9 protein-coding genes and 1 pseudogene are annotated in these 13,014 nt (G+C 54.7%); 2 read left to right on the top strand and 8 right to left on the bottom strand.

Annotated elements, in window-relative coordinates:
• Positions 1-352: 352 nt before the first annotated feature.
• The 7 genes and pseudogenes from F1381_RS25560 to F1381_RS25535 all read right to left on the bottom strand — a co-directional run bounded on the left by F1381_RS25560 (position 353) and on the right by F1381_RS25535 (position 9,669).
• Positions 353-886 carry a calcium-binding protein gene (locus F1381_RS25560; protein ID WP_281349967.1) on the bottom strand — a complete coding sequence of 178 codons (534 nt, stop codon included), beginning with the start codon at positions 884-886 and terminating at the stop codon, positions 353-355.
• A 24-nt stretch (positions 887-910) separates the two neighbouring features.
• A pseudogene (locus tag F1381_RS29160) lies at positions 911-967 on the bottom strand (calcium-binding protein); the annotation flags it as partial.
• A gap of 50 nt (positions 968-1,017) precedes the next feature.
• Positions 1,018-3,879 (bottom strand): hypothetical protein, encoded by a 2,862-nt coding sequence (locus F1381_RS25555; protein ID WP_187355569.1) that lies wholly within the window; start codon positions 3,877-3,879, stop codon positions 1,018-1,020.
• A gap of 19 nt (positions 3,880-3,898) precedes the next feature.
• Positions 3,899-5,236, bottom strand: a complete 1,338-nt coding sequence (locus F1381_RS25550; RefSeq protein ID WP_151737650.1) for an HlyD family type I secretion periplasmic adaptor subunit — start codon at positions 5,234-5,236, stop codon at positions 3,899-3,901.
• A gap of 2 nt (positions 5,237-5,238) precedes the next feature.
• On the bottom strand, positions 5,239-7,398 hold the full coding sequence (locus tag F1381_RS25545; protein WP_151737649.1) for a type I secretion system permease/ATPase: 2,160 nt from the start codon (positions 7,396-7,398) through the stop codon (positions 5,239-5,241).
• Positions 7,399-7,621: 223 nt separating this feature from the next.
• The gene (locus tag F1381_RS25540; RefSeq protein WP_151737648.1) at positions 7,622-9,094 is read right to left on the bottom strand and encodes a hypothetical protein; all 1,473 of its coding nucleotides are present in this window, start codon (positions 9,092-9,094) and stop codon (positions 7,622-7,624) included.
• Positions 9,091-9,669 carry a sigma-70 family RNA polymerase sigma factor gene (locus F1381_RS25535; RefSeq protein ID WP_425495299.1) on the bottom strand — a complete coding sequence of 193 codons (579 nt, stop codon included), beginning with the start codon at positions 9,667-9,669 and terminating at the stop codon, positions 9,091-9,093. Before F1381_RS25535 ends, F1381_RS25540 begins: the two co-directional genes overlap by 4 nt.
• 209 nt (positions 9,670-9,878) lie before the next feature.
• Here F1381_RS25535 and F1381_RS25530 point away from each other — a divergent pair, with 209 nt between their 5' ends.
• Positions 9,879-10,460 (top strand): LOG family protein, encoded by a 582-nt coding sequence (locus tag F1381_RS25530; protein WP_151737647.1) that lies wholly within the window; start codon positions 9,879-9,881, stop codon positions 10,458-10,460.
• Positions 10,461-10,559: 99 nt separating this feature from the next.
• Here the strand turns inward: F1381_RS25530 and F1381_RS25525 are convergent, their stop codons facing one another.
• Positions 10,560-11,084 carry a stalk domain-containing protein gene (locus F1381_RS25525; RefSeq protein ID WP_151737646.1) on the bottom strand — a complete coding sequence of 175 codons (525 nt, stop codon included), beginning with the start codon at positions 11,082-11,084 and terminating at the stop codon, positions 10,560-10,562.
• A gap of 221 nt (positions 11,085-11,305) precedes the next feature.
• Here F1381_RS25525 and F1381_RS25520 point away from each other — a divergent pair, with 221 nt between their 5' ends.
• On the top strand, positions 11,306-12,883 hold the full coding sequence (locus tag F1381_RS25520; RefSeq protein ID WP_187355568.1) for an AraC family transcriptional regulator: 1,578 nt from the start codon (positions 11,306-11,308) through the stop codon (positions 12,881-12,883).
• The last annotated feature ends 131 nt before the right edge of the window (positions 12,884-13,014 follow it).

The raw sequence follows: 13,014 nt of genomic DNA, 5'->3' as shown, positions 1-13,014 counted from the left end.
GCTTAACTGGTCGTCGTTCTGTAGCAGCCTGATGTCGTCTCCGGAGTTCGTGCGCAGCGCCTGATTTTTCAGCAGATAGTATTCGGACAAGGCTTCCAGTTGCTCTTCAAAATCGAATTCCATCCATCTCTCTCCTTTGAATTATTTGGTGGACTTTCATAAATGGGAATAATAACCTTTTATCCCTTTCTTTCCTTTCAGCAAGATCATATCATCTTCTCGCGCCGATCCCTGTCGATTTTTGTTGCCCATGATTTTAAAAAAATCCATAAAAAAGCCAGCAAGCCTCCGCCGCAATAGCAGCGCACGAGGCTTGCTGGTGAACTTGAGACTCTCCTTATGCGAATTTACTTTACACGTTGGAACTCCAGTATTGCGCCAATATCTGCTGCGCTTCTTCTTTGCGCTGGCTCAACGCTTGGGACCAGTCCATTCCTTGTGGGGTTGTAAAGGATGCCATGGCCTGGATCAACTGATCCACTTGGGTATTCAGCAGTCTCCGGCCATCCTGGGACTGGAACACCTCTGTCTGGTAGCTGCTGGACGACTGCCAGCCGGAGACCGTTAGTGTATCTGTGGAACCGTTAACCCTCAGAAGCAGGTTGCTGCCGCTTTTTTCAAAAAGAATATCATTATAGTTAAGTTTAAGGTTGACTGTGTCCGTGCCCCCGCCATATTCCACAATCGTGTCGTTCCCATAGCCCTTGCCGAAGAGGTAAGTGTCGTTGCCTGCTCCCCCTTGGAGCGTATCAGTGCCTTCCCCGCCTTCCAGACGGTCATTGCCCTCGTTTCCATACAGCTTGTCGCTGCCCCCCAGGCCCAGCAGCACATCATCTCCGCCGTTGCCCGTCAGCGTCTCCCCTGCTTCACTTCCCGTTAACTCCATCGGCTGCGCATACACTTCACTGTATCCCCACACCGTTCCGTCCGCGAACCGGAACTGCTCGATCTGGCTTTTTCCGGTGTAATAATATTAGTATGATTTTATCTGCAATCTTCGCTGTTTCATCCAAAATTTCACTTCTTAACATCCACAGACACCCACTGTGAGCCCAGCAATAATTTCTCTCCTTTATACTGAAGATAGGCCTTCATCATCATACTGCCGGTTTGCAGGCTGCCGGAGATGCCCTCTATCCGGTATTTGCTGTTCGTGGCGGTGAAGCTTCCGCTTCCGGAGCCGTACAACCCGAATTCCTTCTGGGCGACGGTCTCGCTGCCGCTCACCAGCTCAATGACAATCTTGTGGTCCTGGTCAAAATAATCGAATGCCAGCTGCTTGCCCACGGCCGCATTGAACTCCAAATATCCGCTGTATCCGGATTCCAGACGGACCCAGGGATTAGAAATATCCAGTACAAACGGGTAAGCGTTCATCCGGTACAAGCCCTTGTCGGCCGTATTGGCTTTGTCGGGCAACGCAAAAGCAACCGGCTTCACGTAGGCATCTGCAGTGCCGCCGCTCTGAACGGCTATGGAATTGCCGCTAAGCGCCATCCCGAATACCAACTTCAGCTCTTTGGGCAGCGTGTCCTTCGGGACCTTGCCCGCCAATGACTGGATGGCGGTGCTGCCGTACTTTGCGGTATCCTCCGCGGTGCTGCTCTTCTGCTCAAGCTCATAGATTAAGCCGTTCTTATCCTGCAGATATCCATACAGCGGATAGTTGATTGCCCCCCGTCTATTTCCGTTCCGCTGCACCAACTGGACCTCCAGCAAATCCTCGCTTTGTCCGGGATAGACCAGAACCTGGTATAGTTCAAAGCTGGTTTCTTTCCCGGTGATACTTACACTATATTTGTCCCCTGGAGCATAGACCGGAACTTCAGCCAGCTTATCAATGCGGAATTGTCCCGCAGCACGGTCCGTTCCGCCATCGGTTGCTTGTAGCAGGATGCTGATCTCCCCCGGATTCATCGTATAAGGGATCTTTCCGATAACCTGGACGGATACCGGCTTGTTGTATGCCACATGAATGACTTCATCCAGGACGGCCACATCCGCTTCAACCTGTGTATTCCCCAGCCTGTACACAGCCTTCAGCTCCGGAAGTGCCTTACTCTCGTAATTGCCGCTGTACAGCTCAAATTCGGTGACCAGCTCATCCTTGCTGCCCAGCGGCAAGCGGTAGCTTGTATTCTTTTGGATGCGGTAAGTACCTTCCGCTGTCTCGAAATCAGCGATGTTCCCGGTTGGAGGCTGAAACGATTGCCAGTCCGTCACATCAAACTCGGCGACCGGACGCAGCAGCCCTTCCCCTCCCTGGCTCAAGGGCTCGGACAGCTGCAGCCGGACTCCCGTTGCCTCCAGGCTCTGCGGATACTGCACCTTGAACGAGAGCATCACCTGACTTTGCGGGCTAATCATGCCCGTCTCTTGCCCCGATATGTCGGCATCGTAGGAGTACTGCCGGTTTATAAGGGCGCCCATGCTGAAATCGGGTAATTCAAGCGCCTTCGTACCCACATTCCGTGCGGTTATCGTTCCTTCCAGCACACTGTCGCTGCCGGACTCATAACGAAGCAGGCTGCTGACCGACAGCTCATACGGAGTCCCCCCGCTTACCGCCTTTACAGTGGTCGAAGCTTCCGGGTTACGCACGACCTCGGAGGATTTATCGAGCGCAAGCTTCAGGAGCGGTTTATAATGCTGATCCGTGCCTGACTTGAGCGATTTGGCTATGATCAGCTTCAGCTTCGCGTCCCGGAGTGTACTTGGAATTTCACCACTAAGCGGGATCTTTAGCTGCTCCAGCGCATCGAGCGATTCATCCCCTGCCGTACTCTCTCCGTCCAGCAGATAGGTGGACTTGCCGGCCTCCAGGAAGAACGCAAGCTCCGGCCGCTCTACCGTCTGCTTTCCGTTGTTCTTCAGCGTGATGACCGTTCCCGCCTTCCACTGCGGAAGATCGGTTTCCGTTATGTACAAAGGTTCTACTGTCAACGCCAACGGATTGTTGTCCGGACGGATGTAGTACGTCTGCTGCTTGACGGCGGCTATACTGCTCCACTGTCCTGCCGCAGGCAGACTGAACATATATTGGATCAGCGGAATGCTGTCTTCCGTGAGGCCCATCAGCAGTTTGAAGGACGCTGCCTTGGAACTCTTCGGAATTTCCGCTGACAGATCCTGAACAAGCCCCGCTTTCGCAGCCAGTTCCTTCCCTGAATTCTCGCCGCCTGACGTAAGCGCGTAGATCTCGCCCGTATTCGCCTGCAGCCAGTAGCTGTAATCGGGCAGCTGCGCCGAGTGGTTCCCCCAGCTTTGGAGAGTAAGCGACAACGTATACACCCGTCCATTTGCGGTTTCATAGCTGTAAAATGCGCCCGGCGTCAAGCCGGTCTGACTGCCGCCGATCACTGTAATTTTGCTGTTGCCCGCAGCAACCGCCGGAGTATAAGAAGCGCCAAGCTGGATGGAGCCGACTGGCTTACTGAAGCCTTCGTAATTGATATTCCATTCCTTGATGTTGAACTTCATGTGCGCCAGCGCGGCAGATTTAGGGACAACCGCATAGAAGGCGAATTCTTTGGAGGATTGCGGCAATACCTTCGTACTGCCGGATGGATCACCCACCCGCTGGGCGTTGACGGTTTCGCCTCCGCCGGTTACCGTAATCCCGTAACGCAGCATATCGCGCTGTGCCTGATCTCCGTTAAACAGCCTTACTTGAAAAGAAAGCACCTTATCCTTGCCCCATTGCACAAGCTGCGGCTCCAGTATTTCCACATAGCTTTTGCCGCCTACATTCACTTTTCCGGCGGATTGGAGCATTACATTTTTGGCAGCAGCAGCGCCAGCATCTTCCTGAACCATAAGGCCAGGCAAGCCGAGACATAAGATACAGGCACACAGCAGTGTAATCAGTATTTTCTTCATCATAGCTTCTCCTTTGGGGTCATCTTAGCTTAAAGCTTTCATCGACCGCTTTTTTGAGCGGTGAAAGGAAAAAGTCGATGATCCGCCTTTTGCCGGTCTTGGCTTCAACGGTCACAGACATCCCCGGTGAAACCGTGATTTGCTGTCCGCTTGACGTTTCTGGCGAATGAATTTTGACCTTGGCCTTAAATACCAGTCCCAGCTTCTCGTCTTCAAACGCATCGGGACTGACGTAGATCACTTCGCCATGCAGATACCCATACTTCTGGAAGGGATAGGTATCAATTTTCAGATTGGCAGCCTGCCCCTCCGTTACAAAGCCGATATCCTGGTTGGATACTGTCGCTTCCACAATTAGCGGTGTATCGTCCGGCACGATGGAGATCACATCCTCGGCGCTGGTTACAACGCCGCCGATAGTATAAGAGGCCAACCCGTGAACGGTACCGTTGACCGGGGACACGAGCTGCTGAAGCTCATAGCGTTTTTGCGCTTTAGTCAGCTCGGAATCCAGGCTGTAGATCGTTTTCTCGGTATCCACGATCTCATCCAGAATCGTGCGCTCGCGCTGTTCCTTCAGCGACGTTACATTTTCCTCGGCCTCCTGCAATGCGCTCTCCGCACGCTGCACCTTTTTTTCCTGGGAAGCTACTGCCATTTCCGCCTTGTTTAGATCATTGTCCGCCTGAAGCAGATTTACGCTGTCCTCGAAGGCTTCGGCTCCGCTGTTCTCGGCTTTCATCACGGCCAGCTCGTAATCCTTGTTCGCCAGCTCCAGCGCCGCCTGTTCCAGCTCCAGCTCCTGGGCGCTCTGAAGGGCCCCCAGTTCCGCAGCCTTCAGCTTGCTGCTGTATTCCTTGTCTCTTGCCTCACGAAGCTGCATCTGCACGCGGAGAATTTCGGCTGTTGTCTGCTCCGAATCCTCCGGGAGCTCGGCCTCTTCTTCCAAGCCGTCGAAGGACGACCCGGCAAGCTCGGCTTCCAGCATCGCCCGCTGCAATTTGGCGACATACAGCTGCTTCTCCAGCCCTTCAATATCGGCAACGGAAGTAGTAGAATCCAGCTCGACCAGGAGCTGGCCCTCCGTCACATGCTCGCCTTCCTTCACCAGTACGGACTTAATCGTTCCGCCCTCCAGCGGCTGCAGCACTTTGGTACGGCCATCCGGAATGACCTTCCCCCTCGCCGTGGCCACTTCATCGACCTTCCCCAGGTATGCCCAGGCTACGGCGATGACAAAGAGCAGAACTACGGTCCAAATTAACCATCTGCCCAAGGGCTTCGGCGGGGTTTCTTCAATTTCAATGGCGGACGGCAAAAATTCATATTCCAGACGGTCTTGTTTCAATCCGAACATAGTCAGTCCCTCTCCTGCTGATTATAGAGATAGTGATACAGCCCTTTATGATCCATCAGTGCTTGATGGGTCCCGCTTTCCACAAGCTGCCCCTTGTCCAGTACCATGATACGGTTAGCGGTACGCAGCGTTGACAGCCGGTGGGCGATAATGATCACGGTCCGGCCCTGGCAAATCTGCTGCAGGTTCTTCTGAATGATCCGTTCCGACTCATAGTCCAGCGCGGAAGTCGCTTCATCAAAGATCAGGATGCGCGGATTGGACAAGAGTGCCCGTGCAATGGCGATCCGCTGCCGCTGTCCGCCGGAAAGACCTTCCCCCCGCTCGCCGATCACCGTGTCATAGCCTTCGGTCAGCTCAATGATGAATTCATGCGCCCCCGCCAAAGTGGCTACCTTGACGATGTCCTGGATGGAGGCTGTCGGCTGATTGAGCGCAATGTTCTCGCGGATCGTTCCGCTGAAGAGAAAGTTCTCCTGCAGCACTACACCGATCTGGCGGCGCAGCCAGGAAGGATCAGCCAGTGAGATGTCGACGCCATCCACCAGAATTTTGCCTGATTCAGGCACGTAGAGCCGCTGAACCAGCTTGGAGACGGTGCTTTTCCCGGAGCCGCTGCGGCCGACCATACCGACGATGGTTCCCGGCGCAATGGCAAAGGTCAGATTGCGGACAATCTCCGGGCCGTCCACCCGGTAACGGAAGGTTACGCCTTCGAATTGAATTTGCCCGCGGATTCGCGGCATTCTTGTCTTGGAAGCTGATACCGCCGGCTCCGGCTTCACCTCGAAAATATCCTTTAATTTATCAATGGAAATTCCAGTCTGCTGGAAATCCTGCCACATTTGCACCATCCGCAGTACAGGATCGCTGACTCTCCCGGCAAGCATCTGGAACGCAATCAGCTGGCCGACGCTGATCGTTCCCTTCAGGACAAGATGTGTCCCGTAAAACAATACAACCAGATTGGAGGCTTTCTGGATGAACTGTGCCAATGCCCCCGCAACGCCGGAGGTGAGCAGCACCTTGAAGCTGGAGCGGGTATAATTCGACAGCAGACCCTCCCATTTTTTTTGCGAAATCGGTTCGAGGGCAAAGGATTTGATGGTCTGAATGCCGGATACCGCTTCGACCAGGTAGGACTGGGATTCCGCGCCGCGCCGGAACCGTTCCTCCAGACCATTGCGCAGAAGCGGTGTGAATATGACGGAGAGCAGGGCGAATACAGGAAGCGTGCCCAATACAATAAAGGTGAGCTGGGTGCTGTATGCGAACATCACGGCAATATAAACCACGATAAACAGGACATCCAGCACTGCAGTGAAAGGAGAGCCGGTCAGGAACTGGCGGATGTTCTCCAGCTCGCGGACACGGGCAATAGTGGAGCCGGTCCGGCGGTTCTCGAAATAGGACAGCGGCAGCCGGAACAGATGGCTGAACAGCTTGGTGCTGAGCGTGATATCCACCCGGCTTGTCGTGTGTGTGAATACATAAGTCCGGCAGATGCCGAGGACCAGTTCGAAGAGAATGATAATAAAGAGGGCGGTGGCCAGCACATTCAACGTAGTTAAGCCGTGATGCACCAGAACCTTGTCGATGATGACCTGCGTAATCAGCGGCGATACCAGACCGAACAGCTGTAAGAATAAAGAAGCGATCAGTACTTCCGCCAGAATCTTCTTATGCCTCCAGAGGGCAGGCAGAAACCACTTGATGCCGAACTCATCGGATGTTTCACTCTTTACTTTGGGAGAGAAAAGAATAATCTCCCCGTTCCATAAATCCGTGAATTCATCCCCGGGGACCGAGGAAGGCTTCCCGCGGCGCGGGTCAAAAATGAGGTATTGCCCTTCCTGGATTTTGGCGAGAACAAAATACAATCCATCTTTGTCCCGGATTACCGCCGGCAACGGCAGCTTCGCCACCCTGGCTATAGCTACCTTGGCTTGCTTGCATTTCAGCCCCAATTCTCTCGCTGCCTTAATCATTTGGAGGGTGTCCATTCCCGAGTCGTCTATGGCAAAGGAATGTTTGATCTGCTCATAATCTGCCGAAATATTGTGGTAATTGGCAACCAGCATTAAGCACTGTAGTCCCGTGTCTATCCTGGGTCCTTCGTTGTGCCGCTGGGGCAATTCTTCCTGGGCCACTGCTGTCGTCATCCGTAACACCCTTCGTTTCTAAATTTAGTTGGTTGATTTATAGAGTCTGAGTCATACAAATAGTACCATATAACCCACAATTAACTTTGTCGAATTATGGGTGTTTACCACAAAAAAGGATTCCGCTCCCGGATGCCTTCCTGCTGTCCGCCACCTTGCCGCACAAACAAAAACACGCAGGTTGCCTTCAGGGGGCCTCCCGCGTGCTGCTTCTAATTCTATATTATTCCTCTCCCGACAAATCCACACTGCCCTTCTCCAGCACCGGATTCCAGTAGCGCTCGATCTCGATGGTGAGCGGCTGCGGATAGGTGCTTGCCTTGGGGCCAAAATAATAGGTCAGTTCATCGTAAACTATGTCGTTGCCGCTGCTCGATTGACTGGAGGAACCAGTATCTCCTTCCTGCGTGTGCTCTTTGCCCGCTGCGTCGGTATAAGTGTTCTTCAGCCGCATGCTAAAACTATTCTCCATTAAGGCATGCTCTCTGCGGTGCTCGAAGGTCAGCCGGCCTCTCTCTGTTTCCTCCGTCTTGGCGGTAAGCGTGAGCAGGCTGTCCGGCGCTTCCAGCACCTCATGCTTGTTGATATCGACAACAATCTGCATCTGCTCCTTCGGAACCGCGGCGATACCGGCGACCTGCAGCCTCGCTGCATCCAGTTCCAAGGCCGGGCTGGGGTCCAGGACCAGTGTCGCCTGCGAATCGTCAAGATAGACATCGGTGTTCAGCGAGGTGATGCTTTTCAGATAGTTAAGCGTTTTACGGTTGCCATTCGTTGTTCCAACCAGCGAAGGCTCGATAAGCTGAAAAATATTGTAGTCATTGCTGCCGTCATACTCCACATCCACATAGGTGTTCAGCGGGGTGTAGAGCACTTGCGACACATGGATGTTCTGCCCGGCAACCGTCAGCGTCCGCTGCGGGTCGTACGCTTCTTTCGTTGTCTTGAGCCAGTGCGGGTCAAGCTCGAACGGTATACTTAAGCTGGTACGGTATTTATTGCTGCTTGAGGTTTGCGCCTGCGTTGAGATTTGTGTAAAGGTCAGATCATATCTTGCCTCCTTGGAGTACTCCGCTGAGGGTGAGAGATAGGAGGAGTAAGCAAAGTATTCTGTCTGACCGGGCAAAATATGATCGTCTTCGTCTGTGATGTCAAGGGAAGCGCCCGTGTCTGCCACGTCATGTCCCCCATAATTCAAAGCAAAATCGGCATGCCTCACGGTTTGCTCCGTCATGTTCTTCACGCTGTACAGCAGCAGTACCCGGCGTCCGTCCGTCACACCGCCCATCATCTCTACACGGAAGCCCTTCTGCACAAGGCTCGTGTAGACCGGCTGGATAAAGCCGCGCTTCAAGGCGTTCGTCAAGGATACATCACTGAAGCTTGCTGTGCTGAATTTGGCGGAATCACTCCAGCTTTTGTCCAATGTGACCTCCATATAGCCATCCTGAAATGCGTTTGCAGCCGGTGATTCCATCCGTTTCTGAATGAAGGGCAGCGTGAACAGCATAATGGCAGCAGCAGCAGCCAAGGACAATGTTATGCCCAGTGCGTACCTCCGTTTTCTGTAGCGCATCTTTCCCTGATTCACTCCTTTCCGCATTGCCTCATAAATGTTCATTTCCGGCTGACCTTCAGCGAGTTGATTCATTTCAGACGCATCCTGCTGCAACAGACGTTCCTCTCTACCGCTCATTTCCGCCCTCTCCCTTCATAGGACAACATTCCGCGCAGCTCCCGCAGCCCCTCGCGCAGCCAGGTTTTGACCGTACCTTCCGGCCTGGACAATACCTTGGCAATCTCCGGCGCCGTCAGGTCATGATAATATTTCAGCATTACCGCATGCCGGTATTTGGGTTTCATCCGCACCAGCGCCCGCTCCAAATCGATCCGCTCACTGCTCTTCATTTCTTCCGGCCCGGCTTCTTCCGGCCGTTCCGCCGGATATACCCGTTTCTTGCGCCGCAGCTCATCCATACAGCAATTGATGGTAATCCGCAGCACCCATGCTTTAAAAGCTTGTTCGTCCCTGAGCTTGTTCCGCTTCACCCACGCCCGGCAAGTGGCCTCCTGCACCGCTTCCAGCGCATCTGCTTCCGAGCGGAGATAGCTGAAGGCAACCGCATACATCCTGCGGTGTTCCGCATACAGCCGGCTGAAAAAGGCCTCTTCCTCCGCATTGGCTGCAGCCTGCCTGGCCGGTCCGGCTTTGGCCTCCCCCATGGCCGTCTCCCTGTACGGGCCGCCGCCTTCCGCAGCATGGTCCGCCATATCCCCGCCCCCTTCTTTTTATGTAACGAACGCAGTCCGCATCAGAGCTTCCAAATTAACCCTTATGGGTTCACTCTATAGTAAGACGCAGTTCCAGCGTAAAACGATTGATTTTTTTCTTAACACAGCCATTATTCATTTGTGCAGCAACTGTGTTACATTAACACTAGTAACGGAAAAACCATGGATACGAAGGAGTGCAGCAAGCCATGAAAAGTATCGCGGTATTTTGCGGATCAAGCGAGGGAGCCTCTCCCGTGTATAAAGAATGCGCCCGCGCGCTCGGCCTGGAACTGGCACAGCGCGGCATCACCCTGATCTACGGCGGCGCTGCCGTCGGGCTGATGGGTGCGGTGGCGGACGCTGTGCTGGAGGCCGACGGACAGGTGGTAGGCGTTATTCCCCATTTTCTGAAGACCAAGGAAATCGAGCATAGGGGGCTGACCGAGCTGATTGCCGTAGAGTCCATGCACGAACGGAAGCTGAAGATGTCGGAGCTGGCGGACGGCTTTATCGCGCTTCCGGGGGGACCGGGGACGATGGAGGAATTCTTCGAAATCTTTACCTGGGCGCAGCTCGGTCTGCACGGCAAGCCCTGCGGGCTGCTCAATGTCAATCATTACTACGATCCCCTGATCGCCTTGTTCGACCGGATGTACGGCGAGCGGTTCATGCAGGAGAAGCACCGGGCTATGCTGCTGGAAGCTACAACCCCGCAGGCTATACTGGAGCAGTTCCTCCGCTATTCGGCTCCGCCGGTGAAGACGTATCTTACGGAAGAGCGCACTTGAACCAAATCAAAAGGGATGCGCCGCAATTGGCTGCATCCCTTATTTATCAGTATGGAGTTAACGAAATGTACGTGACGCAACTGCAGTTGTCCGCTCTGTCTATTTCTCCAGCTCCAGCTCTTTCTGCTTCAGTAATTCGGCATAGCCGTCTTTGTAATGCTCCAGGCTCCGCTTCAGCTCGATATTATCGGGATCGGCCTTGAGCCGGCTTGACGTCGCCAGAATTTGCGCCACCACGGCGTCAATCTTGCCATCGATGACCTCGATCCGGCTCTTGGTGACCGACATCGCAGCATCTGGCGCCATCACCGGCAGCACCGGACCGATTAATGAAGTCCCGATGTCTTCATTCTCTTGGGCGGCAGCGGTTGTCCGCTTCTCGTCCAGGCTGATGGTCTTGCCGGAGACGGATACTTTATAGCCCGCCAATTCCCCGATCGCCCGCACAGGCGCATAGCTCTTGCCGTTAATAACAATGGCCGGATCGGCCAGTTTTTTGCCGTATACCTTCACTGTATACTCCGCTTCTATCGTCTTCCCTACAAGAGTCCCGGAGGCGCCGATAGCCTGCGTGCCAACCATCAGAACCGCTCCCGCCAGAAATGCGGCGGCAACTTTCTTCATCCGAACATTCCTCCCTGCCCTGTAACTTTACGTCCATTGTAACACGGATCGACAGCAAGCGCAGAAATCTGCGCTCGCTTTTATAATTCCTTTCCACATCTGCACCACCCGGGTTCACCGACAACCCGGTTATACTTATCTGCCGGATGCCAAGCCTTGCAATCCCTCACCTCTTAGTTAATAATGATTATCATTATCGCATTTTTGAAGGGGACTTGATGATGGAGCGTTTAGCCGAATACATCCGGCAGTTGTTCTTTACATATAACGGATTTAATGTGCTTGAGATCCCTGTGGGCGGTTACAGGGAATGGACCTGCTCTGCTGATGACGAAGCCGCCTTCCTGTTCGTTGACCAGCACCGTCTGAAAGCTACGCTGCAGGGCCTGGGCTCCCAGAGCAGCGACACTGCCCACGGCGGGGAGTTCCTCCTGATTCCGCCCCGCTGCTCCTGTATGCTGCAGACCGAAGGTGAGCAGAGCGCCAAGGCGTTCATTGTGCGCTTCAGCGTGCAGGGAACAGAGCGCGCACGTGAAGCGCTGCGTAGCGTGGACCGCGAGTACCTGGGCGGCGAACGCATCCGCAGCTTCCGGATGCCGCAGGCCCGGAACTGGCTGCAGGATTTCGCCCGGGAAGCGGCGGCGGATGATCTGGCCCATTACTCCCGGCTGCAATCGCATCTGTATATGATCCTCTCCGGCTTCATCGCTTCCCTGAAGAAGCCCAAGGCTGCAGCCGCCGACCTGCAGCATTACGTAGAGCATGCCAGAGAATACATTTCGAAGCGGTATCACGGGACCATCGATATCGAAGAGCTGGCCCGGGCCTCCGGGGTCAGCTCCAGCCGCTTCTACCGTGCATTCCGGCTGCATACCGGCCTTAGCCCGCTGCAATACACGACGTCTGTCCGGCTGCACGCTTCGATGCAGCTGCTCTCCGGCGGCGCCTCCTCCGTCGTGGAGACCGCCCATGCCGTCGGCTACCCCGACGAGCATTATTTCAGCCGGCTGTTCAAGAAGCAGCTCGGCCTCAGCGCTAGCGATTACAGCGCCGCCGCCCGGCGCAAGGTGGTGACGCTGACCCCGGTATTCCTCGGCGATCTCGCCCCGCTCGGCATCTCGCCGCAGCTTACCTTCGGACGCTATGACCTGGAGCGGCCCGAGGAAGTGTTGGCCCGTCTGCGCGAAGCGGGACCGGAGCGGATTCTCACCGGCCCCGTCGAGGACGAGATCCGCACGGAGCTGGAGACGATTGCTCCGACGACCGTTATCCGCTGGAAGGGGTATCCCTGGAAGCAGCGCTTCCTGGATATCGCCGGGCTGCTGGAGCTGACGCCGGTGGCCGAACGCTGGCTGGAACTCTACAGCGCCAAGGTCGCCAATGCCGGCGTACAGCTGCGGCAGTATTGGCGGGACGAGCCTGTGCTGCTGGCCGTGACGCGGACCGAGGATTTCGTCGTATTCGGCCGGAACAATAACAAGCTGAACGACCTTTTTTACAGGGAACTGGGACTTACTCCGCCCAAGCTGCTGGAGAAGCTGGAAGGCCCTGGCCTCTATTCGCTGCCGGAGATTGCCGACATGGACTGCGGGAATATTATGATTATGGTCCCCTCCGCCTTCGAGCATCTGGAGCTGGCCAGGCTGGAGCAGGAATGGCGGCGGCTCGGCCCGCGGGGCAGCAAGAAACGCTGTCTCTTCATTTCCTATCACGGGGTGCTGAATTACAATGCAGCGTGCTATGAGAATCTGGTCGACCAATCCGTCTGGCATATCCGCAGCCGCCTGCTCTCCCGCTGATGACAGCAATGCTGCCGAAAAATCCATTGATTTTAAAGTATTGTCCAGCCCCGTCCGCAAATCTTTTCCGTTATAGTAGTACTAGACATAATGATAATGATTCTCACTGAGAAAGAGGCCAAGGTAATGCG

Origin of the sequence: Paenibacillus tengchongensis, from assembly GCF_008973665.1 — a bacterium.
Taxonomy (GTDB): Bacteria; Bacillota; Bacilli; order Paenibacillales; family Paenibacillaceae; genus Paenibacillus_AQ; species Paenibacillus_AQ tengchongensis.
Note: the sequence above shows the minus strand (reverse complement) of the source record. Positions and strands in the feature narration are given on the sequence as shown.

Bases quoted from the DNA above. Each gene is read 5' to 3' on its own strand.
- F1381_RS25560 (WP_281349967.1), bottom strand. From the start codon at position 886: ATGGAGTTAACGGGAAGTGAAGCAGGGGAGACGCTGACGGGCAACGGC.
- F1381_RS25535 (WP_425495299.1), bottom strand. From the start codon at position 9,669: ATGGCGGACCATGCTGCGGAAGGCGGCGGCCCGTACAGGGAGACGGCC.
- F1381_RS25540 (WP_151737648.1), bottom strand. From the start codon at position 9,094: ATGAGCGGTAGAGAGGAACGTCTGTTGCAGCAGGATGCGTCTGAAATG.
- F1381_RS25550 (WP_151737650.1), bottom strand. From the start codon at position 5,236: ATGTTCGGATTGAAACAAGACCGTCTGGAATATGAATTTTTGCCGTCC.
- F1381_RS25555 (WP_187355569.1), bottom strand. From the start codon at position 3,879: ATGAAGAAAATACTGATTACACTGCTGTGTGCCTGTATCTTATGTCTC.
- F1381_RS25525 (WP_151737646.1), bottom strand. From the start codon at position 11,084: ATGAAGAAAGTTGCCGCCGCATTTCTGGCGGGAGCGGTTCTGATGGTT.
- F1381_RS25520 (WP_187355568.1), top strand. From the start codon at position 11,306: ATGGAGCGTTTAGCCGAATACATCCGGCAGTTGTTCTTTACATATAAC.
- F1381_RS25530 (WP_151737647.1), top strand. From the start codon at position 9,879: ATGAAAAGTATCGCGGTATTTTGCGGATCAAGCGAGGGAGCCTCTCCC.
- F1381_RS25545 (WP_151737649.1), bottom strand. From the start codon at position 7,398: ATGACGACAGCAGTGGCCCAGGAAGAATTGCCCCAGCGGCACAACGAA.